We start from the raw sequence: 21,606 nt of genomic DNA on the forward strand, positions 1-21,606 counted from the left end.
CGCGCCGGCCCGCGGAACGGGCCAGGAAAGGGAGCCCCCGCGAACGTGAACGGCGCGTGGGCTACGGCATGGGGGTGGCGCCGATCGCGGCGAGGGCGGCCTCCCCGCGGGCGCGCTCCCGGCCGCCGGCAAATACGAGCGTACGGGCCCATTGGTACTGACATCCGGCTCTCTTGAAGGCCGTCGCGACGGCGGTCAGCGCGTCCCGGTCGCCTGTGGCCATTGCAGCCGCACGGGCCAGTATCGCGGCGGCAACGGGGTTGTCGACGGTCTCCGGTCCTGCATCGACGAGGTGAACCTCGGCGTCCGGGGCACCGGCGAGCACGGCGGACTCGGCGCGCAGGGCCACGTACCACGTGCGCCACAATCCGTTGTGCCAGTTGTGGAACTGTTCCGGCGGTGCTCCCAGTCGGGCGAACGCCTGCTCCGGATGCCCCTGGTGCAGCAGGAGCAGCGCGCCGACGACATCGCTGAAGCAGTCGCCTGCACCTCGGCGGTGGTCGGCGGTAAGACGGCGGGCCACCTCGAGCCACTCAGCCATGGCGTCATCGTGTCCGCGCATGCCGAACACCGCCGCCGCCGCGTAGGCGCCCCTGCTGTGGTTGGTGTTGTTCGGCCGGCCGGCCCGCTCCCAACCTTCGCGGAACTGCCCGCTCAGGCTCACGGCCTCGGCCCAGTCGCCCGTCAGCGCGTCGACAACCAGCAGCCGGCCCGTGGCCAGATGGCCATCCTCACGGAGGAACGGCAGGTCGAGCACGTGCCGGGCGAACCGCCGGGCGCCGTTGAGGTTTCCAGCGGCGACAGCGGTCTCCGCGGCCGCGCCGAGAGCATCGGCCAGTTCCAGGCCGACGACATCGACCTGTACCGGCAGCGGCGTCAGCAGCTCCACGCGTCGCAGCGCGCTGACCTCGGCGGCCCGAACCTCGCCGCGGGCGATCTGCAATTCGGTGAGCCGGTCGAGTGCGGCGCTTTCGGTCGCCGGATCAGCGGATCGCTGGGCGAGGGTGAGGGCACGCTGGACCAGTTCCGTGGTTGCCGGGTCGGTGTCCGCCGCACGATACGCCTCGGCGCTGAGAATTCTGGCCTCGGCGATCGAGTCGCGACCGGCCAGCGCCCGGGCCCGATCAATCAACGCGGTGACGTCGGCCTGCGTTGTGCGGTGTGAGAAGAGGCCGGAGCCCCGGTTGATCAATTCGGCGGCCATCGCGAGGTCCCGGGCCGCGCCGACGTTGTCGCCCGCGCGTATCGCCATCTCAGCGGCAGCGCGGTGCAACCGGAGGGCGTCGGCGCCGGAATGCCGGCTCTGCGCGGCCGCGGCCGCGCGATGCAGGGCGGCGGCAGCCTCGTGATCGCTGCCCGCATAGCCGGCCGCCTGTTCGTATCGGCGCTGAGACTCACCGGGCATGCCGCAGGCGAAGGTCAGATTGGCGAGCATGGAGGCCAATCGATATGCGTCACTGTGGCGCTCGGGGTGCCCGGCGGCCCGGCCCAGCGCGGCCCGAAGTTCGTCGGCGACATCATCGAACGCCGCCTCCACACCGCTGTGCTCCGAGGTCGTCGCCTCAAGTGTGGATGCGACATCGAGGCACCAGCGCAGGTGCCTCGCGGCAGCATCGTCCGCCTCGTCAGCCTGGTGAAGACGGTCGGCGCCGTACTGGCGAACGGTTTCAAGCGCCCGATACCGCGTGCCGGCGGCGCCGATCACGGCAATCAGCAGGCTGTGCTCGGCGAGTCTGGCCAATCCTTCGGCCGTCCGGGTCGCCTCCACCGGCGGCCATTGCCCGGCGACCACCATGGCGGCAGCCACCGGGAAGGGACCGGCGAACACGCAGACCCGGCGCAACAGAGCCTGGTCGGCCTGGTCGAGCAGCGCGTAGCTCCAGTCCAGTGTGGACCGCAGAGACCGGTGACGCTCGTTGAGGCGGCGCCCGGTCAGCAGACGGAGCGGATCGGCAAGAGCAGACTCCAGTCCGTCCAACCCAAGGGCCGGTAGCCGGGCCGCGGCGAGTTCGATGGCCAACGCCAGCCCGTCCAGTCCTCGGCAGACAGCGGCGATACGGGAGCGGTCTTCGACCGGCGACAGTGTGCTGCCTGCCGCTGCCGCGCGCGCACAGAACAGCGTCACCGCATCGCCCGCCTCACCGTCGCCGGGCATCGACATTCCCGCCACGGGGAATACCTGTTCGAACGGCAGCAGCAAATGGGTCCTGCTGGTGGCCAGGACGACGACCCGCGTGGTTTCCGTCAGCAGCCGTTCCAGCAGCTCCGCCACGCCGTCGACGAGATGTTCGCAGTTGTCCATGACAAGCAGGGCATGTCGGTGGGCAAGCCAATCGATGACCGCGGCCTCGGCATCGCGCCCGGGCTGCTCCCCCAGGCCGAGCGCGGCCATAACAGCCGTCGCCACCATCGACGGGTCGGTGACCGGAACCAGGTCCACGTACCAGGTACCGTCGGCGAAGCGCGCCCCGATGTCGCCGGCCACCGCCAACGCCAGCCGGGTTTTGCCGATCCCCCCGGGACCGAGCGCGGTCACGAGCCGATGCTGCTGGAGCGCCGCTGTCAGCGATGCCCGCTCGCCTGCCCGTCCGATGAACGGCGTGAGCGGTGTCGGCAGGGTCGTGCGCCCGCCGACGGCGGGCGCCGTGTCAAGTTCCCCGGCCGCCTGGGCCACGGACGATTCTTCCTGCGTTCCGAGAATGCCGGCTGCCATCCGCGCCAAGGCTCGGCGGTTGTCGACGCCCAGCTTGCGCAGCAGCGACGCAACGTGCGTCTCCACCGTGCGCGTCGAGATGAACAACCGCACGCCGACCTCGGCGTTCGTCAGATGCTCGCCGAGAGCGGCAAGCACCTCGGTTTCACGCGCGGACAACCCTGTCCGCGACAGCGCCCGGTCATGGTCCACACATCGAATTGTGCCTGCCCAGAACGGCGGGGACAGGGGCGGGTCGCGATGCGTGGCGACGACGGCCGTCACGAGGTGGACGGTAGGTCCGGCGGGTCTCCCGATTCGGCACCAGCGGCCCGATGGCGGAGCATGGGACCGATGGCGAGCTGCGCGGCAAACAGCGCGGCGCCGAGGACGGCGCACGAGCCCCACAGCACGGCACGGCCCAACTGGTCGAGCACGACCGTGCCGAGTGCGGGGCCGAGCACGGCACCGAGGCCCCAGGACAATCCGGACAGACCCATGTAGCCGCCACGGAGGTCTGCCGGCGCGAGATCGGCGAAGATGGCCCCGAACATGTTCGCCACGCCGATCTCGCCGACCGTCCACACTACAACCGACAGCCCGTACCCCTGCCAGTTGTGCACCAGGGCACCGAGTCCGAATCCCACGCCGACGATCAACATGGAGGCCGCCATCACCGTGCTTCGATCGCGGTTGGCGAGGTACCGGACGGCAAGAGGCTGCAACAGCACGATCAGCAGGCCATTTACAGCGATCAACGCACCGTACTCCGACGGGCTCAGTCCGTCCGTCGCCGTCACCAGCGCGAGCGTTGAGTAGCCCTGAAAATAGATCGTCGCGTACACCACGAGGATGGCAACCGATAGCAGCAATGCGAAGTCGCGGGTGGCGACCGGCAGCAATGACCGGCGCGCCTCCGGTGCCCCGACCGGCCGGGTCTCCCGCACCGCACAGGCAACAATGATCGCCGCTACCGCGGATGTGGCTGCATTGATCCAGAACAGCAGGCCGTAGCCGAACGCGGCCAGGACTCCCGCGCTGACCGTCGAGACAGAGAAGCCGAGATTGGCCGCCCAGAGCAGCATCCCGAATGCGCGGACGCGCGCCCCCGGCTCCAGCAGATCGGCCACCGTCGCTGACAGCGCGGGACGGAACAGCTCGGACGTCAGCCCGACGGCGAATGCCGACATGCTGATCGTCACCGTCGTGCCTGAAGTGCCGAGACCGATCAAGGCTAACGCTGCGCCCGCAAAACCGGTCAGCATGGTGCGGCGGCGACCGACCCGGTCGGTGAGCCATCCGCCGACCACGTGGGATGCGACGGTACCGATCCCAACGGTCGCGGCGACGGCACCGGCAGTACCAGCGGTCAACTGGCGATCCTGGGTGAGGTACAACACCAGGAATGGCTGCACGAACCCGCCCAGCCGGTTGATCAGGTGAGCGGCCATCAGTGACCAGAACATCCGTGGCAGTTGCGACGGGGTTGCCGTCGGACGGACAGGTCCAGACAAGCGCGATCCGACGGTGAGCCGACCGTTCTTTGCCAACTGAAATCCCGTCATGTCCGCCGCCTCCAGATTGCCGCTACCGAAGGAAATTGATTCTGTTACGGTCCGAGCCCCGTAACATCCGGGCGTCATACAGAACCTTCGACGAATCCTGCAGTGGCGACGGATCTGTACACCCGAAGCATCCGTGGGGGATACGGATGGTCGAACATCCGTATCCGCTACGGATGCTCGATATACCGGCGTGGGGGATCGTCAATCCGGGTTGAATGCGGCGGTCGGGCGCCAGCAGCACCAGAACAGCGCCCCCGGTGCAGCACAGAGGTCCGACGGGCGACACATGCGGCAGGTACTGGGCACGTGGTGCCCGCGTGGCTGACGCGGAGCCGCCACGGGTCCCGATGCCGTTGTGGTGGGCCAAGCTGAGCGCCGGACAACCCGAACCGGTCGGCAATCCCACGTTCGTCGCCGCAACGCAATCACTGCTCCATCACGCACATGTCGAAGGGAATGAGGACTCGTATGTTCCAGAACGAGGTCACAAGGCCGTCAGACGCGGCAGAAACCACGTCCCGCGGATGGCTCACGTTCCGCCGGATCCTCAGTGTTGCGGCCGGACTCGCAGCAATCGTCGTGCTGTCGTTCGCGACCGACGAGGTGCTGTACCGGACCGAGGTGCTACCGAGAGGACCGTTGAGCGACTACCGGCTCCATCTGCTCGAACTGACGTACCGCAGCGCGTACACAGTGGTCGGAGGTTACGTCGCAGCCTCGCTGGCACCCGATCGACCGATGCGGCAAGCGCTGGCCCTGGGTGTGGTCGGGTTCGTGCTGGGTGTCGTCGGCGCCATCGTCGGCCGGGACCTGTCGCCGTTCTGGTACTCGGTGGTCATCATCGTGGGCGCGGTGCCTCTGCCGTGGCTCGGCGGCAGACTGTTCGTACGGCGAGCGAACGGAAGCCTGTCGCACGGCCGAAGGTGATCGGTTTCGCGCCACCATCCATCAAACCAAGAGTTGGGCGGCGGCGGTTCGGCGGGTCCCTCAACGTCGCCGATCCGCCGCACCGCCGAGCTGTGCCGGATCAACGTCCGACCGCGGCTCAACGGCGCTGTGCATGCGCTGACGTCCGCCCTGAGTACCCGCCGTGGGCATCGACCGTCCGGCGGCCGAGGGTCATGCAAGGTGGTTGTCGGGGCGCTGCGCAGCATCCGCCGGTTGCCGGCTGCTGGGGTGCGGCGAGGCGAGGCGCAGTGCGAGCGCAGCGGCGGCAGCGGCGGTAACGGTGAGTGCGAGAGCGGTCTCGTGGAATGCCGCCACGGCCCCGACGGCAGCGGATCGGGCGGCCAGAAACGATCCGAGCACGCCGACGCCGATGGACCCGCCCAGCCGTTGGGCGATCGTGAACATGATGTTGCCGTCGTCGATCTGGTCGTCGCTTAGCGCGCCGAGCATCGCGAACAACAACGAGGTGATCACGAGGCCGGCAGTGACCGCGCGCGGAGAGGATTCCAGCAGTGACTGACAGCGGTGTCGACACGGTCAGCGTTTGCGGGCCGCCGGTCATTGCGGCCAGCAGGACGAAGCCGGTGGCGACCGTTGTACGAACCCCGACGCCGGTCGACGAAGCGGCCGGCCAGCACGGTGCCGAGTACGGTGATGATGCCCTGCGGTAGCAGGGCCAGCCCCATGCCGAAAGCGCTGCGTCCTTGCACGGCCTCGGTGAACACCGGAAGCAGGAACACTACGGCGAAGGTGACGGTCGACGCGAGAACGCTCAACCCGAGCGCCAAGGCCGGCTGGGCGGTGCGGAGCATCGCCAGATCGACGACGGGATGTGCACGCCGGGCGGCCCAGCCTACGTAGCCGGCCAACAGTCCGCCGCCGAACAGCAGGAACAGCACGGTGTGGACTTCCCCCACCCGTCCGCCGGGCCACGAGTCGCGCCATACAGCATCAGGACGAGGCCTGCGGCGAGGAGAACCAGACCCGACCGGGTCGGAGGCCTGCGGACTCCTGACGTTGGCGCCTGTGACGAGGAATCGCAGTCCCGCCAAGCCGGCAGCCCACCAGGCCGGCCCGGTAGATGGCGACGGCGCCGAACCGCCGGGCCAGATACGAGGTCAAGGGCAGTCCACCGGCGAGTGCAAGCAGGTAGCCGCTGACGACCCATTGCACACCCGCCAGGTCGGATCGGAATTCCCCGGTGATGGTGCTGAAGGCCACCGTCACAATCGATGAGTCGATCATCGTGAGCAGCGGGCCCACCATCAACCCCAGCTGAGCCGGAAGGCCAGGCTTCGCCATCTCAGCCGACCCGCTCACCCAGGCGTTCCACCCGATGTCTTTCACTGCGGGCCCTCTTGCGCAGCTCGTCCACGACGATGCTCCCCCCAATCGTGGCCGCCGCTGCACGCAGTGCGGTCGGCGAGCGGCGCCCTGTTCGTATCGACGTTCCGGGTTGGACGGCGGGCTGCCTGATGCTCCCCTGCGCCCGAGGACGCCGACGGACGGCACTCTTGCATGATCAGACTGTGGTGCCCTGGTCGGGCGCGGCGGCCGAGGAGACGACCGCCGGCGGAGGTACGCCCATCGCGGAGAACTCCGCGAGCGCCTCGTGGGCGCGTTCGGGTAGCAGCATCATGGTGCAGGCGCGCTCGAAACGGGCGCCGATCCGCCCCCAGCGACGGGCGGAGTCCACCAACGCGTGGGCGTCCTGGTTCTGACGGCCACGGATGCGCGCCACGCAGGCTGCGGCCCACTCGCTTCGAGCTGCTGCGTCAATGGCAGCCTCCAGCAACTGCGTCGCAGCGGGCAGACCGGCGATGACGGCGAGCTCCGCCGCGGCGGTCCTGGCGTAACCGCGGTACCTGGCACCGCGAAATTCCGCCGCCGCCTGCGCCACGAGTGAGGGTGCGCTGCTCAAGTCACCGGTGTGTACGGCAACGCGTGCGTCTGCGAAGGCCAACGGCGCGACGATGAGCTGTTCGCCGTCGAGCAGGCCGGCAATTTCGTCAATGCGGGCGCGCCACGTTCGGTACGCTTCACGATCGCCGGCCAGGCCGTGCGCCAGCGCGACCGCCGATATCGCGGGAGTCAGCCAACCGGCAGCGGGACGCCCCGCCGCCTGCCAGCCATGCCAGGCGATGTCGGCATACCGGAACGCCTCGTCGAAATCCCCGGTCAGCACCAGCGGTGGGATCAGACTGCCGGCCGACAGCAGGACGTGCCCACCCAGCAGCTCATCCTCGAGCATCGCGCGTGCGACGCCGAGTGCCCGGGGCAGGTCACCGGTCACCACGGCGTGCGCGGACGCCACCGAGTACGTGTCGAGGATCTCCGGCGCTGACTGCGGGTCGCGATGGTCCATTCTGGTCAGCAGAGCGAAGCGCTGGCGTGTCGTGACGTCCGGCTCGTCTCGCTGCTCCGCGGCGGTTCCCACCGCATCAAGGCTCGCACTGATGAGGACGGGATCGCCGGTTACGTATGCCGCCTCGAGAGCAAGGCGTGCCAATACCGGATCAGGATCGTTCTGGGCCGGCACCGCCGTCCATGCGGCGGCGACGGCCAGCCAGGCGCATGCCGCCGGGTGCTCGGGGTCGGCAGCGGCTCTGGCGGCATCGAGCAGCTGATGCAGATACGTCTGCGGAACCGGCGACGCGAACAGCGCAGGATGGCGGTTGGCCGTCTCGACCGCCCGGGCGAGCGCGATCGCCTGCTCATTGCCCCGGCCGGCCAAGCCGGCCTGCTCGGCGGACGCTAGAAGCAGTTCGAAGACCTGCAGACCGGACGTCGCGCTGACCCTTGCGCAGCCTGCCGCGTCCTGCAGGTCTGCGGCAGCCTCGCGCGGGGTCGGCGCACGTGCAGCGGCCTGGCGGTAGTGATCGAGCGATTCCATCAGGAATCCGCGTGCATACGTGAGCTTCGCCAAGCCTCGCGTCAACCGGTGCGCGAGTGCATCAGGCTCGCCGCCGGTGGCAGCCGACGCGGCCCGCAGGTCGCCCACCTGAGCGTCGAACGTGGGCTGCCAAGGCTCGTCCAAGCGCCTCAGCAGCCGTGCAACGGTCGTCTCGGCCCAGGCGAGATACCGCCGTCGCACGTCTGCGCGTTCACCGCTGGCATGCAGGCGCTGCGCCGCGAACGCGCGGACCGTGTCCAGGAGCCGCCACCGGCTCGGCGCCAGAGGCTGGTGCTCCACCAGTCCTTTGGCAACCAGACGGCCCAGGAGGTCCGCGACGACGCCGACGTCGGAGATGCTGCTGACTCGGAACGCCGCGTCCAGGTCAAATTGATCGACAAACATCGCTGTGGCCCGGAACAGTGCACGTTCGTCGTCATCGAGGAGGTTGTAGCTCCATCCGATCAACGAATGGAGTGAGCGGTGACGTCTGTCCGCACTGCGACTGCCGGCCAGGAGCCGCATCATGTTGCTCATCGCCGCGAGGATGCCGTCTGGACCCAGCGCAGGCACCCGCGCGGCCGCCAGCTCGATCGCCAGTGGCAGCCCGTCCAGCCGGGCGCACAGCTCCGTGACCATGTGGGGCCCGGCGGCGAAGGAGGGTGAGGCGGCGGCCGCTCGATCGATGAACAGATGCTCGGCATCAGAGTGCAACGGCAGCGGTCCTACGACGACGCTTCGCTCGCCTGGCACACCCAGGCGCTCCCGGCTCGTTGCCAGCACGGTCACGTCTGGGCAGAGCAGCAACATGCGCGTCGCGAAGCGAGCGACCGCGTCAAGGACGTGCTCACAGTTGTCTAGGACAACCAGCGAACGACCACCGTTGAGGTGATCGGCAATCGTCTCCTCCAAGGGAACCTGCGACTGTTCAGTCACCTGTAATGTCGCGGCAACCGCCTGCGGCACCAGCTCGCCCTGAACGGGGACGAGATTCACGAATGCGCCACCGAACGGAAACCCGTCGGCTGTGCCGGCCACCAACGCGGCCAATCTCGTCTTGCCGACTCCTCCCGGTCCGACAAGCGTGACCATTCGCGAGTGCGCCAGGGCATCCAGCAACAGACCGCGTTCCGTCTGCCGGCCCACGAACGTTGTCAGAGAAACGGGCAGGCCGGCAATCCCACAGATGCCTGGCCGGTGCGCGGGCGCCCGCGTTGCAAGCGCGGCGAGCGACTGCCTATCCGAGACCCGGTATTTGCGTAGCAACGACGAGACGTGGCCCTCTACGGTGCGGACCGACAGGTGCAGGCGGTTCGCGATCTGCGCGTTGGAGAGTCGTCGCCCTAATGCCTCGAGCACCTCAGCCTCTCGCTTCGAGACCTCTGCGGAAGCGCGTACGTTCATTGGGCGTCGTCACGCGTAGCCGTAGAGCGGGCGCGGGCGGTACGGCGCCTCCAACGCCGCGACCTCGTCGGCCGTGAGCGAAATGTCCAAGGCTGCCAGCGCGTCCTCCAGCTGGCCCGGCCGGGTCACGCCCACGATGGACGCACTCACCGCGGGCTTGCTCTGCAGCCACGCCAGAGCGATGCGCGCCGGCGGCAGCCCCCGATTGTCGGCGACTGCCGCCAAGGCTCCGACGACCTCAAGATCGTTGTCGAAGGTCGGCCGGGAATCCCGCTCGGCGACGGCGCGTGTCGTGGCCGGCGCGCCGTCGGGTTGACGGGTGCGGGCCAGCATGCCGCGAGCGAGGGGGCTGTAAGGCACGACGCCGACCCCTTGGTCGCGGCAGAACGGAATCATCTCCCGCTCCTCCTCGCGGTCGACGAGGTTGTATCGGGTTTGCATTGACACGAAACGCGTCCAACCGGCGGAATGGGCGGTGTACTGCGCCTTCGCGAACTGCCACGTGTACATCAGCGACGCACCGAGGTAGCGCACCTTCCCGTCGCGCACCAGATCATGGAGGGCGGCCATCGTCTCCTCGATCGGTGTCGTCTCGTCCCACCGGTGGATCTGGTAAAGGTCGATGTGGTCGGTGCCGAGGCGGCGAAGCGAAGCGTCAACCGCGTCCATGATGTGCTTGCGGGACAGGCCTCGGCCGTTCGGGCCCGGCGTCATGGGGTAATAGACCTTGGTTGCCAGGACGTAGTCATCACGTCGAGGAAACAGCTTGGCGAGCAGGCGTCCGGTGATCTCTTCGCTCACCCCGTCGGCGTACATGTCGGCTGTGTCGAAGAACGTCACGCCGGCCTCGACAGCGGCACGGACGATAGGCTCGGCCCGGTCCTCGGGCAGTTGCCAGCCGACTTTCGCCGGATCGCCGTAGCTCATCATTCCGAGCGCGACCTGCGACACCTTCAGGCCCGATGAGCCAAGTGGGACATAGCGCATGCTGCTCCTTCCAACGAGATCTAGGGCGAGGCCGTAGGACGGGCTTCGGTCACCGGCAGTTGCCCGCTGCTGTCGCGGGGTGACCGCTGCAGGCTGAGGAGCCACACAGCGGCGGCAAGGCAGAAGAGGACCAGGAAAACCGTCTGGTATCCGAAGGTGGCGATAACGGCTCCGGCCACCATGGGGAATCCCAGGATCACGATCTGAAACAAGAGCCCGGCCAAGGGCAGCATTCTGGCGCGGTCGCCGATAGGTGCGAAGTTCACCGCCCGGGCCTGTATTGCGGGCAGGGCCAGTCCGTACGCGCCGCCCAGCAGCACCGAAAATGTCGCATACAGGGCTACGTGAGAGCCGACGGCGAGAAAGCCCAGCACCGCAACACTGACGCCGGCTGTCGCGACGATGACGGTCCGGTCGGTACCCGTGTCACGGAAGAACCTCGCCATCACCAGCCGCACGGCGATGACCGACACGGTGTAACCGGTGTAGAAGACATCGAAGCTCAGCCCGCGCAGCTGCGCGAACGTCGTTTGGAAACTGTTCATGGTGGTGAACAGGCATGCCAGCAGCAGAATCATCGCCAGCGGTCGCAGCGCCGGCGAGCGCAGGATCCTTCCCAGAGCCGCCCGCAGTTCGACGGGTCGCCGGTCCGCCGGCGCCGCTGAACGTGCCGAATGTCGCGGCCGAATGACGGCCGACAGATACGCGAGTCCGGCAGCAACCGCCGCAAGCGCGGCAGCGAACAGAAACGTCGCCGGATAGGTCCATCCCCGGGCGTGCAGCGAGCCTCCCAGGACCGGACCAATGCCGAAGCCCAGTTGTACGGTTCCGGTGACGTAACCGATGTAGGCGGCTCGTGCCGTGTCGGGGACGTGTTCGCTGACAACCATTGGGCCGACGGTGTAGATAACGGCCCAGGTGGAACCCAGCACCAACACGAGCGCCCCGAGGGTGATCCCGATAGAACCGACCTGGGACAGTGCGGCGGCGGTCAAGGCATACACGGCCGCGGCCCCAGCCAGCACCACGGGCGGCCGGACGCGGTCAGGGAAGCGGAGCAGCCCAGTGAGAACAACGACCGCCGGCAGCGCCGAGGCCGCGGTCAACGCACCGAACGTCGCCTCGGTGCCTCCGAGCACCTTGAGGTACAGCGGCAACAACAGCAACAGACCGTACGCCGACGAGATGGCGAGCATCGCTGCGAGGAGCAGCGCGAGTATCGGCCGCCCTATCCGCGCGGATGCGGCGGACTCCCCTGGTGGCGTGTTCATGAGAGCCATGATCAGGTCGGGACCGCCAGAATGTGCCAGGCAGATCTGCCCGATAGGCCGCAGTTTCTGCCACCGCTGCTCCCCCGCTGCGGACCGGTGCCGACCAGTGGTTCCGTCTGACACGCTGATGCAATGCCAGCAGAGACCTCCCCGTTGAGGATCACGAACGTCGCTGTGCCGGTGGCGGACGGCGTTGCCCCATTCGAGGTCGGAATCGCCTGTGAGCTGTTCGGTCTGGATCGTTCAGACCAAGGGCTGCCCCGGTACGACTTCGCATTGGCATCGGTCCCAGGCGGACCGGTACGGACAACCGCTGCGCACCGGATCGCCCCCGAGCACGGACTGGACCGTCTCACCGAAGCCGACCTCATCGTGCTCGTCGCGGGATCCTGGGTCGAGACACCGCCCGACCCGGCGCTCGTCGATCACCTGTACCGCGCCGTTGATCGGGGCGCACATCTGATGGCCATCTGTCGTGGCGCTTTCGTCCTCGCGGCGGCCGGCCTCCTCGACGGCCTTGCCGCCACGACCCATTGGCGATGGACGGCCGAAATGGCTGATCGATACCCGCAGATTCGCCTCAACCCGAATGTGCTGTACGTCGATTCCGGCAACATCTCCACCTCAGCGGGCACGGCCGCCGGCATCGACCTCGGCCTCCACCTTCTGCGAAGGGCGCATGGTGCCGTTGTTGCCGCAGAAGTAGCCCGTCGGATGGTCGTGCCGCTGCATCGCCAGGGCGGGCAGGCGCAGTACCTCCGTGCACCGTTGCCGACCGTCGCGGCGAACGATCCATTGCACGACGCCATCAGCTGGGCCGTTCGCAATCTGGACCGGCCGATCTCGGTCGAAGACCTGGCGCGCCGGGCCCGTCTTGCCTCCCGCACATTCGCCCGCATGTTTCGCGACACGACGGGCACGACACCACACCGATGGTTGACGAACCAGCGCGTCAATGCTGCGCGAGAACTGCTGGAGACCGGGGACAGCACGATCGAAGCCATCGCCCGCATTACGGGATTCGGCAGCGTGGACACCCTCCGGCTGCATTTCAACCGTCAGGTGGGCACCACGCCGACCAGCTACCGCAAGGCGTTCGGCAATCGCGATTGACACCAACCACCATAAGCACTGCCGTCCGCCGACATTGACGCCTCGAGCGCGGTACGGACGTCGACGCCGACGTCGTTGGCCATCTCGAGCGGGACCGCGCACGCTCTGCCGGCCCGCATCACGATCAGGTCCGTGGACGTGGACCGTCCGTACCCGCCACGTACCTGACACGTACAGGTCCCGTAGTCACCACGGAAGCCCGAAGCGGGCCCGCCGGGCAGGCTGAACACGACAACGAGGCCACCCTGCCGAAGCGGGGCCGACGAGGAGTGATCATGTTCGAGGACGACGAAGCGCCAGGCTCAGCCTCTGGTGAGGCATCCCCTCATCGGGAGCGCACCGCACGCGACCTTGCCGTGCTGTCCGGACCCGAAGCCGACCCGCTTGCCATGCTGGACCGGGCGTTGGGCCAGGCGGACGTGGTAATCGCGGGTGTACGGCGCCAGCAGGCCAGCCTGCCGACCCCGTGCGATTCGTGGGACGTGCGGGCGCTGATCAACCATCTGGTGGATGAGATGCGTCGGTTCGTGGACGTGACGACCACCGGCCGGCGTGGCTCCAGCGACGGTGACATCATCGGCGACGACTGGATCAGCGCGTACCGGGCGGCGGCGTCCTCGTTGGCTGCGGCGTGGTCGCAGCCCGGCGCGTTGGAGCGTCCGCACCGGTACCCAGGCGGGGACATTCCGGCCGAGACGGCCGTCGGGCAGCAGGTTTCCGAGCTGGTGATCCATTCATGGGACATCGCGAAGGCGACCGGTCAGGTCGCGGTCCTCGATCCGGAGCTGGGACTGTTCGCGTTGGACTGGGCGAGGACCTACGACGACCCGCAGTTTCGTGGCCAGGAGGCCTACGGCTTCCAGATGGGCCCGCAGAAGGTCGTGGCCGTCGGCGCCTCGGTGTACGACCAGCTCGCCGCCTTCGCAGGACGCAGCACCAACTAGCCCTCCCGGTCCCGCATACCCAGCGACGGTCATCCCTGAAACGTAAGGAGCCAGCCATGCTGCTGGAGAACAAGAACGCAATCATCTACGGCGTCGGTGGCATCGGCGCCGGCGTGGCCCGCACGTTCGCCGCCGAGGGAGCCCGGGTGTTCCTCGCCGGGCGGAGCCTTCACAAGCTGGAGGCGGTAGCCAAGGAGATCGCCGACAACGGTGGCTTCGCCGAGGTGACCGTCATCGACGCTCTCGACGAGGGTGCTGTCGACGAACACGCACTGGCGGTGGCGGCCTCGGCCGGTGGCATCGACATCTCCTTCAACCTGGTCTCCCGCGGCGACATCCAAGGTGTACCCCTTGCCGAAATGGCCACAGCAGACCTGCTCGCACCCGTGACGATCGGGCTCAGGACCAACTTCATCACCGCCCGTGCGGCAGCCCGGCACATGATCGAGCGCCGGTCCGGCGTCATTCTGGCCCTGAACAGCGGCTCGGCGTTCGGTAGCCCGATGATGGGCGGTACCGGGCCGGCCGATGCTGCGACCGACATCCTCGTGCGCAACCTGGCCGCCGAACTCGGCCCGCACGGCATCCGCGTCCTCGGCCTGTGGACCGCCGCCGTTGCCGAGACTCTGTCTCCCGAGAAGCTCGCGGCGGTGAACAGCAACCTGCAACTGGACGAAGCGGCCTTCCAGGGTCTCCTGCAGCACCTGGCGCAGATGCGTATGCTGCGTCGCTCGCCTTCGCTGGCCAATGTCGCGGCGACCGCTGCCTTCCTGGCCTCGGACCACGCCGCTTCCATCACGGGTTCCTTCGTCAACGTCACCAGCGGGACCTTCACGAGCTGACGCCTTGCGGGCCGGCGGATCTCGACGTTGGCCGGCGGACAACCTGCCGGCTTGCTCCAGCGGTCGAGTCACCGATTCAGTCACCGATAGAGTCGCCGTCGAGTTGCCGGTGGCGTCACCGGTCGTCCGGCGGCCCGCGTGAAAGGCCTCCGTCAGAAGGGAATCCGCGCCGCGCGGATGAGCGGCAGGGCCTCCTCGCTGCCGCGCTCGATGGCGAGCGCGACGTTGTCGTTGCGACCGGCCACGGCGCGCATGTTGTCGAGCGTGTCGGCGCTGAGGACTCCGGCGGGTTCGCCGGACCCGAGCGTCCACGAGCCGCCGTCCGGACCGGTCAGCTCCAGCGCGACGCGTACGTACGTCCCACTCGGCGTAGTCGGTCGGGCGGGCCCCGTCGCTGGTTCCGAGCCGCAGCAGTGCGAGCGCGGCGGCACCCTCTGCGGCGCCGATCTCGGCCGCCCGATCGCGGTCCACCTCGGGGATGCGGGCCGCCGCCACGTACGACCCGGTTCCGGTCATGGCGCGGTCAGCTGCGCGACGATCGCGCCCGCGTCCAGCCAGACGTTCTCCCGGCTGATCGCGTTGCCACGGAACTCGAACACCTGCAGCATGCGGAATGTGACAGGCCGGTCGCCACCCGGTGCGCCCGCGAACCCGTGCGGGAAGCGGCCACGCGCGGTGTACTCGATGACGCAGAAGTCGTCGCCGTGCAGCGTCCGCACCGCAGCCATCTCCTCGTTGACGAACGCGGCCATCAACTGGTCGTAGAAGTTCTTCGCGGCCTGCGCGCCCGACATCGGACCGGTGGGCCAGCCGACCACGTGGTGCTCGACGTCGTCGGTGTACATCGCCACTGCCCCCCGGCCGGGTCGCCGACCCCCGCCGAGAACGACCCACAGGTTGGCGCGCTGCTGCGGATGGCATGGGAGGCGCTGCAGGTCGAGCTGTACAACGAGCTGCGGGCCGCGGGCTTCGACGACCTTCGCGAGGTCCACCGGCCGATGCTGCGCTATCCGCCCATCGACGGCATGCGCCCGACCGACCTCGCCGCCCACGTGAAGCTCAGCAAACAGGCCACCAACGACCTGATCCGCGACCTGGAGCGCATGGGCTACATCCGGCTGGAGCGCGATCCGGCCGACGGCCGGGCCCGCATCATCCGCCACACCGAACGGGGCTGGCGGATGTACCACGTCGGAAGCGGCTTCAGCCGCGACATCGGTCAACGATGGGCCGCGAAGATCGGCCAACGTCGGTACGACCAGTTCCAGGCGACGCTGCGCGCCATCGTCGACCTCGCCGCCGACTCCTGACCTGCGCAGCCTTGGTATTCCTGCGGTGGCACGGGCCGCCAGCCGCAGACACGCGAGCGCGGCGCGCCGCGGCTGGTAGAGAGCAGGAGTTTCCAACCGCATCGCTGACTTGACACAGCGGCATTCACCTGTATGTTCAATGGTCTGGTTAATTAACATCTCGATTGAATAGGGCATGGACACTCAGCAGCTCAGCACGACCTTCGCCGCATTGGCCGATCCAACCCGCCGGGCGATCCTCGCCAGGCTGGCCGAGGGCGAGGCCACCGTCAACGAACTGGCCGAGCCGTCGCCGCTCACCCTGCAGGCGATCTCCAGGCACCTCAAGGTGCTTGAGCAAGCCGGACTCATCAGCCGCGGGCGCACCGCCCAGTGGCGTCCGTGCCGCCTGGAACCCGCACCACTGCGCGAAGCCACCGACTGGTTGGAGCGCTACCGCCAATTCTGGGAGGGCGGTTTCGATCGCCTCTCCGCTCACCTGCGAGAGATTCAGAAAGGCGATACGAATGACTGAGACTTCGGCCGCCAACAGCACACCCACCGGGGGATTCACGATCACCCGGGTCTTCGAGGCGCCGCGCCGTCTGGTCTTCAGAGCGTGGACCGACCCGCGACAACTTGCCCGGTGGTTCGGACCTGCGGGCGTCACCACGCCCCTGTCCACGGTGTCGATGGATGTCAGACCGGGCGGTGTATGGCAGCTTCGCATGATCGATGATGCCGACGGCGCGGAGTACCCGGTGACCTTCACCTGTCGAGAGGTGGTGGAACCCGAGCGGCTCGTGCTGAGTACGCCAGTGCCGGCCGGGCCGGATGCCGTCACCGGGGAGGCGCTGCTGACCGTGACCTTCGCTGAGCTCGGGGACTGGACCGAGATGACGTTCCACGTTTCGGGCCTCGCGGTGAGCGAGGAGAACGTCGGGCTGGAGTGCGGCTGGTCCAGTTCGTTCCAGCGGCTGGCCGAGCATCTGACCCAGGTCACCCCCACATCGTCGGGCGCAGCCCGATGACCGCCACACGCGCTGAAGACGTGGCGAAGGTGCCGCAGGGCGATGTCCGGCTGCTGGACAGTCCTGTCGCGCAGCGGCTGTTGTCGTCGACCGAGCTGGCACGTATCGCGTACGTGGCGTCCGACGGCACACCTCGGGTCTTCCCGATGCTCTTCCATTGGACCGGGACCGAGTTGGTGCTCTCCACGTTCGGCGGAGCCAAGGTCGCTAACCTGCGCGCCCGGCCGGCGGTCGCGATCACCATCGACGCCGCTTCCACACCGCCCGAGGTGCTGCTCATTCGCGGCCGGGCCGAGATCACCGAGGTCGACGGGATCGTGCCGGAGTACATCATGGCTCAGCACCGCTATGGCGGTGCGGAGCAGGGCGCCGCCAATATCGCTGCGGTCGACCACCCGGGCACGAGGATGTTCCGCATCGCGGTCCGCCCGACCTGGGTGGGTGTGCTGGACTTCCAGACCCGGCTGCCCGGAGGAGCCAGTCCGGAGGAGTTCGACCGGCGGGGCCGATCGTGAACAGGACACGCTCAGGAGCCCCGGGCACGTACGTGCTGATCCACGGCGCTGCGGCCGACTCATGGTGCTGGCACCTGCTGGCCGCCGAGTTGCGCGACCGGGGCCACGACGTGGTGGCCGTCGACCTGCCATGTACCGACGAGTCGGCGGGCCTGCCGGAGTACGCCGACGCGGTGGTCGGGGCTATCGGCGACCGCACCGATCTTGTCGTGGTGGCCCATTCCCTCGGCGGATTCACCGCCCCGCTCGTCTGCGACCGGGTACAGGTGAGGCTCGTCGTGATGCTGCAGGCGATGATCCCGTTGCCAGGCGAAACACCCGGCGAGTGGTGGGCCTCCACCGGATACGACCAGGCCAGACGCGAACAGGACACCCACGACGGCAGGGCCGAAGACGACCTGCTGACCCTGTTCGTGCACGATCTTCCGCCGCAACTCGCGGCCGAGGCGCTCAGCCGGCAGAAAGCCCAGGCCGGCACCCCCTTCGAGCAACCGTGGCCGCTACCGGCATGACCGGACGTGCCGACGAAGTTCCTCCTCAGCAGTGGCGACCGCTTCTTCCCCGTCGGCTTCATGCGCCGCGTCGCACGCGAGCGGCTACTGACCGCGGCGGTCACCGCCGCGAAGGGTCCGGCATGACCGCCACGCCGGCTGTGATGGCGTCGGAGTCGGCGGCCGCTGCCCGGGACGGCACGAACACCGCGGCCGCCAGGCCCAGCGCCGCGATCCCGGCGGCTGCGAGGATCGCCGGGCCGAACCCGTCGACGAACTGCCCAGGATCGGCGTAGCCGCCCGAACGGGCGAAGACCGCCGCCATCACCGCGACGCCGGCGACGCTGCCGAGCTCGACCGTCGCCTTGTTCGCGCCCGACGCGATGCCGATCTCCTCGAACGGCACCACGTCGGTGATCGCGTTGGCGACGACCGGGAAGCACAGCGAGATGCCGACGCCGGCCACGACGAGCGGGACGACCAGGTCCCCGTAGCCGAAGCCGGCGTCGCCGGTCGCGACGGCCAGCCAGCCCAGACCGACGGCCTGGAGAACGAGGCCGGCGAGCAGGACCGGGCGGTTGCCGAGGCGCCCAGCCAGGAGCCCGGCCGCTGGCGCGATGAACACCGGCGCCGCCATCCAGACCAGGATCCGCAGCCCGGCCGCGAACGGCGCGTATCCCATCCCGACCTGGAACAGCTGCGTGATCATGAACAGCGAGCCGATGAGCGACGTCTGCTGCAGGAAGCCTACGGCGTTGGCGGAGGCGAAGCCGCGCTGCCGGAAGTACGCGACCGGCACCATGGGATGCGCGGCGCGCAGCTCCCAGGCGACGAACGCGGCGGCCAGCAGCACCCCGCCGACCAGCGCCCCGACAACCTCGGCCGAGCCCCAGCCCGCCGACGGTGCCCGGACCGGGGCCCAGACGAGCGCGAACATGGTCGCGGCGGCCAGCAACAGGCCCGGTACGTCGAGCTGCGGACGCGGCCCGTGGCTCTCCCGCAGCCGCAGTGCCGAGAGCACCGCCACCGCCACGCCGACGGGCACGTTGATCCAGAAGATCCACTGCCAGGAGATGCCCTCGACGATCGCTCCTCCGAGGACCGGGCCGGCCGCCACGCCCAGCCCGGTGACGCCACCGAGCACGCCGATCGCCATTGCCCGGCGTGCTCGCGGTACCACATCGGCAACGAGCGTGACCGTCAACGGCATCACGACGGCAGCACCGGCGCCCTGCACCACCCGGGCCGCGATGAGCGTGCCGGTGCTGGTGGACAGGGCAGCGGCGGCCGAGGCGAGGGTGAACAGGGCGACGCCGAGCACGTACATGCGCCGCCGACCGAAGCGGTCGCCGAGCGCGGCACCTGTCAGCATCAGCGCCGCGAACACCAGGTTGTAGCTGTTGATGGTCCATTCCAGGTCGGCCAGGCTCGCGTGCAGCGTCTGCCGGAGCGTCGGCAGCGCGATGGAGACGACGACGATGTCGAGTGCGGTGAGGAACGTGCCGAGGGCGGCCAGGGCGAGCGTCCAGCCCCAGCGTGGTCTGTCGGTCATGAGGGTGCAGACCGGAGCCGGCGCGAAAAACCGTCGGCCGACGATTTTCCGGCCCGGCCGGGGTCTACATTCGGGTGACGACTATGGAGCAACTCTCCGGGGTAGAGTTCGAGCGGCTGACCGCACCGTTCCGCCGCGAGCTGACCACACACTGTTACCGGATGACCGGTTCCGCGCAAGACGCCGAGGACCTCGTGCAGGAGACGTACCTGCGGGCCTGGCGCTCCTTCGGCACGTTCGAGCACCGATCATCGCTTCGCGTATGGCTGTACCGCATCGCCACCAACGTCTGCCTGAGCGCGCTCACCCAGATCGGGCGGCGGGACCTGCCGTCGGGACTCGGGCAGCCCAGCGACGACCCGCTGTCGCCCCTGGCGCTCGCCGGGCCCGAGGTCGGCTGGGTGTCGCCGCTCGTGACGCCCCCAGATCCAGCGGCGGTGGTGAGCGGCCGCGGCAGCGTACGGCTCGCGCTCGTCGCCGCCCTGCAGCACCTGCCGGCGACCCAGCGGGCGGTGCTCATCCTGCGCGACGTGCTCGCCTGGCGGGCCAGCGAGGTCGCCGAACTGCTCGGCACCAGCGCCGACGCCGTACACAGCACCCTGGCCCGCGCCCGCGCGCAGCTGCGCCGGGTGGGCGTCAACGAGGAGTCGCTGAGCGAGCCGCAGGCCGGCGGTGCGCAGCGGCGACTGCTGGAGCAGTACGCGGCCGCCTTCGCCGCCGCCGACGTGGACGCGCTGGTCCGAGTGTTGCGCGATGACGTGGCCCTGGAGATGCCGCCGCACCTGACCTGGTTCGCCGGGCGGGACACCGTCGCGACGTTCCTGGACCGCGTCGTCTTCGCTGCGGTCGGCCCGCTTCGGTTGCGGCCACTCACGGTCAACGGCGCGCCGGGCTTCGCGGCGTACATCAGGCAACCTGGCAGGCCGGCGGGCGGAGGGTGGGAGGCGCACGCGGTGCAGGTGCTGACCGTGACGCCGGGCGGGATCTCCCGCATCGTGTCGTTCAACCAGCCGTCGCTATTCGCGTTGTCCGGCCTCGCGGTGCAGCTGTGAGCGCCGGGGTCGCCGTCGTGACAGGAGCCTCGCGCGGCTTCGGGCTGGAGATCGCCCGGGCCCTGGCGGCGGACGGACACGACGTCGTCGGCGTCAGCCGGGGCCCGGAGGCGATGGAGACCGCCGACGCGTCCGCGCCCGGCGTGGCCGAGCAGCTCATCGCGAAGTACCGGCCCTCGGTCGTCGTGCTCAACGCCGGGGTCGTACCGCACACCGGGCCGCTGCACGAGCAGACATGGGAGACGTTCAGCCAGCCCTGGGAGGTCGACGTCCGGCAGGCGTTCCAGTGGGCCCGCGCGGCGCTGCTGGCCCCGCTCGACCCCGGCAGCCTCGTCGTCGCCATGTCCAGCGGCGCGGCGTTGGCCGGCTCCCCGATGAGCGGCGGCTACGCGGGTGCGAAGGCGACGGTGCGGTTCGTGGCGCGGTACGCCGCGGAGGAGTCCGCCCGCCGCGCGCTCGGCATCCGCTTCGTTGCCCTGCTGCCCAGCCTGTCGCCGTCGACCGCGGTGGGTGGCGCGGGCGTCCGCGCGTACGCCGGGCGCCAGGGCATCGACGTGTCCGCGTTCGTCGCCGCCATGGACCAGCCGATGACCCCTGATCTGGTGGGCGCCGCCGTGGCCGAGCTCGTCGCCGGCGGCGGACCGCCCGGAGACGCGTACACGCTGTCCTCGAACGGTCTGAAGGCGCTATGAGGCAGGGTTGGCAGCGAACCGGCCCAGGCTGACGAGCACCGCGGCGCGGTGGTCCTCGACCATCACCCGGGTCGTAGTCGTCCAGCAGCGCAGGGAGCCTCGGGCTCGGTGTTCTCCGGCCTAGCGGTCAGCTCGGCGTACTCGTCGGCCGTGAAGCGCACATGAGTGCGGTGGTCCCGGCCTGGAAACGAGTACGGCCGAGGCCGCGCTGTCACCCGACGGATCGTGCCCGGCCGCCCGGCACCGCCCGGCGGCGGCCCGGATCCTCGACCGCGACAGGCCGTGGTCCGTCACACCGGGGTCCGCCGCCGACCCGGCCGCCGGG

21 protein-coding genes are annotated in these 21,606 nt (G+C 69.2%); 11 read left to right on the forward strand and 10 right to left on the reverse strand.

Annotated features, from left to right (window positions below; genetic code table 11):
* Window positions 1-61: 61 nt before the first annotated feature.
* Together AB0K00_RS52425 and AB0K00_RS52430 are read right to left on the reverse strand one after the other, a co-directional pair.
* Window positions 62-2,977: a LuxR C-terminal-related transcriptional regulator gene (locus AB0K00_RS52425; RefSeq protein ID WP_363538365.1), complete on the reverse strand. Its 2,916-nt coding sequence runs from the start codon at window positions 2,975-2,977 to the stop codon at window positions 62-64.
* Window positions 2,974-4,158 (reverse strand): MFS transporter, encoded by a 1,185-nt coding sequence (locus AB0K00_RS52430; RefSeq protein ID WP_363538366.1) that lies wholly within the window; start codon window positions 4,156-4,158, stop codon window positions 2,974-2,976. The genes AB0K00_RS52425 and AB0K00_RS52430 overlap by 4 nt, the downstream gene beginning before the upstream one ends.
* Before the next feature lie 678 nt (window positions 4,159-4,836).
* Between AB0K00_RS52430 and AB0K00_RS52435 the strand changes: the two genes are divergently transcribed.
* Window positions 4,837-5,184 carry a hypothetical protein gene (locus AB0K00_RS52435; protein WP_363538367.1) on the forward strand — a complete coding sequence of 116 codons (348 nt, stop codon included), beginning with the start codon at window positions 4,837-4,839 and terminating at the stop codon, window positions 5,182-5,184.
* Window positions 5,185-5,376: 192 nt separating this feature from the next.
* On the opposite strand, the gene AB0K00_RS52440 is transcribed toward AB0K00_RS52435, so the two are convergent.
* The 6 genes from AB0K00_RS52440 to AB0K00_RS52465 form a co-directional block, all read right to left on the reverse strand.
* Window positions 5,377-5,679, reverse strand: coding sequence for a hypothetical protein (locus tag AB0K00_RS52440; protein ID WP_363538368.1), 303 nt, complete (start codon window positions 5,677-5,679; stop codon window positions 5,377-5,379).
* The gene (locus AB0K00_RS52445) at window positions 5,676-6,104 is read right to left on the reverse strand and encodes a hypothetical protein (protein ID WP_363538369.1); all 429 of its coding nucleotides are present in this window, start codon (window positions 6,102-6,104) and stop codon (window positions 5,676-5,678) included. Before AB0K00_RS52445 ends, AB0K00_RS52440 begins: the two co-directional genes overlap by 4 nt.
* Window positions 6,105-6,156: 52 nt before the next feature.
* Window positions 6,157-6,552 (reverse strand): hypothetical protein, encoded by a 396-nt coding sequence (locus AB0K00_RS52450; RefSeq protein ID WP_363538370.1) that lies wholly within the window; start codon window positions 6,550-6,552, stop codon window positions 6,157-6,159.
* 175 nt (window positions 6,553-6,727) lie between these two features.
* Complete coding sequence (locus AB0K00_RS52455) at window positions 6,728-9,502, reverse strand: LuxR C-terminal-related transcriptional regulator (protein WP_363538371.1); 2,775 nt, start codon at window positions 9,500-9,502, stop codon at window positions 6,728-6,730.
* A 9-nt stretch (window positions 9,503-9,511) separates the two neighbouring features.
* The gene (locus AB0K00_RS52460; RefSeq protein ID WP_363538372.1) at window positions 9,512-10,489 is read right to left on the reverse strand and encodes an aldo/keto reductase; all 978 of its coding nucleotides are present in this window, start codon (window positions 10,487-10,489) and stop codon (window positions 9,512-9,514) included.
* Window positions 10,490-10,509: 20 nt separating this feature from the next.
* Window positions 10,510-11,760 (reverse strand): MFS transporter, encoded by a 1,251-nt coding sequence (locus tag AB0K00_RS52465; RefSeq protein WP_363538373.1) that lies wholly within the window; start codon window positions 11,758-11,760, stop codon window positions 10,510-10,512.
* 132 nt (window positions 11,761-11,892) lie between these two features.
* Here AB0K00_RS52465 and AB0K00_RS52470 point away from each other — a divergent pair, with 132 nt between their 5' ends.
* The 3 genes from AB0K00_RS52470 (at window position 11,893) to AB0K00_RS52480 (ending at window position 14,659) form a co-directional block, all read left to right on the forward strand.
* Window positions 11,893-12,873: a helix-turn-helix domain-containing protein gene (locus AB0K00_RS52470; RefSeq protein ID WP_363538374.1), complete on the forward strand. Its 981-nt coding sequence runs from the start codon at window positions 11,893-11,895 to the stop codon at window positions 12,871-12,873.
* A gap of 275 nt (window positions 12,874-13,148) precedes the next feature.
* A complete protein-coding gene (locus AB0K00_RS52475; protein WP_363538375.1) occupies window positions 13,149-13,817 on the forward strand; it encodes a TIGR03086 family metal-binding protein in 669 nt (222 codons plus the stop codon).
* A 56-nt stretch (window positions 13,818-13,873) separates the two neighbouring features.
* Window positions 13,874-14,659, forward strand: coding sequence for an SDR family oxidoreductase (locus AB0K00_RS52480; protein ID WP_363538376.1), 786 nt, complete (start codon window positions 13,874-13,876; stop codon window positions 14,657-14,659).
* 512 nt (window positions 14,660-15,171) lie between these two features.
* Here the strand turns inward: AB0K00_RS52480 and AB0K00_RS52485 are convergent.
* Window positions 15,172-15,504: a nuclear transport factor 2 family protein gene (locus AB0K00_RS52485; protein ID WP_363538377.1), complete on the reverse strand. Its 333-nt coding sequence runs from the start codon at window positions 15,502-15,504 to the stop codon at window positions 15,172-15,174.
* 69 nt (window positions 15,505-15,573) lie between these two features.
* On the opposite strand from AB0K00_RS52485, the gene AB0K00_RS52490 reads away from it, so the two are divergent.
* The 5 genes from AB0K00_RS52490 (at window position 15,574) to AB0K00_RS52510 (ending at window position 18,006) form a co-directional block, all read left to right on the forward strand.
* The gene (locus AB0K00_RS52490; protein WP_363538378.1) at window positions 15,574-15,969 is read left to right on the forward strand and encodes a helix-turn-helix domain-containing protein; all 396 of its coding nucleotides are present in this window, start codon (window positions 15,574-15,576) and stop codon (window positions 15,967-15,969) included.
* Between the two features lie 175 nt (window positions 15,970-16,144).
* A complete protein-coding gene (locus AB0K00_RS52495; RefSeq protein WP_363538379.1) occupies window positions 16,145-16,483 on the forward strand; it encodes a metalloregulator ArsR/SmtB family transcription factor in 339 nt (112 codons plus the stop codon).
* Window positions 16,476-16,979 carry an SRPBCC domain-containing protein gene (locus AB0K00_RS52500; protein ID WP_363538380.1) on the forward strand — a complete coding sequence of 168 codons (504 nt, stop codon included), beginning with the start codon at window positions 16,476-16,478 and terminating at the stop codon, window positions 16,977-16,979. Before AB0K00_RS52495 ends, AB0K00_RS52500 begins: the two co-directional genes overlap by 8 nt.
* Window positions 16,976-17,494, forward strand: coding sequence for a pyridoxamine 5'-phosphate oxidase family protein (locus tag AB0K00_RS52505; RefSeq protein ID WP_363538381.1), 519 nt, complete (start codon window positions 16,976-16,978; stop codon window positions 17,492-17,494). Before AB0K00_RS52500 ends, AB0K00_RS52505 begins: the two co-directional genes overlap by 4 nt.
* A gap of 32 nt (window positions 17,495-17,526) precedes the next feature.
* Window positions 17,527-18,006, forward strand: coding sequence for an alpha/beta hydrolase family protein (locus AB0K00_RS52510; RefSeq protein WP_363538382.1), 480 nt, complete (start codon window positions 17,527-17,529; stop codon window positions 18,004-18,006).
* A 100-nt stretch (window positions 18,007-18,106) separates the two neighbouring features.
* Here the strand turns inward: AB0K00_RS52510 and AB0K00_RS52515 are convergent, their stop codons facing one another.
* Window positions 18,107-19,537 carry a DHA2 family efflux MFS transporter permease subunit gene (locus AB0K00_RS52515; protein ID WP_363538383.1) on the reverse strand — a complete coding sequence of 477 codons (1,431 nt, stop codon included), beginning with the start codon at window positions 19,535-19,537 and terminating at the stop codon, window positions 18,107-18,109.
* A gap of 83 nt (window positions 19,538-19,620) precedes the next feature.
* Here AB0K00_RS52515 and AB0K00_RS52520 point away from each other — a divergent pair, with 83 nt between their 5' ends.
* Together AB0K00_RS52520 and AB0K00_RS52525 are read left to right on the forward strand one after the other, a co-directional pair.
* Window positions 19,621-20,589, forward strand: coding sequence for an RNA polymerase subunit sigma-70 (locus AB0K00_RS52520; RefSeq protein ID WP_363538384.1), 969 nt, complete (start codon window positions 19,621-19,623; stop codon window positions 20,587-20,589).
* A gap of 17 nt (window positions 20,590-20,606) precedes the next feature.
* The gene (locus tag AB0K00_RS52525) at window positions 20,607-21,281 is read left to right on the forward strand and encodes an SDR family oxidoreductase (RefSeq protein WP_363538385.1); all 675 of its coding nucleotides are present in this window, start codon (window positions 20,607-20,609) and stop codon (window positions 21,279-21,281) included.
* Window positions 21,282-21,606: the final 325 nt, after the last annotated feature.

It is taken from the genome of Dactylosporangium sp. NPDC049525, from assembly GCF_040676755.1.
In the GTDB taxonomy this organism is placed as follows: Bacteria; Actinomycetota; Actinomycetes; order Mycobacteriales; family Micromonosporaceae; genus Dactylosporangium.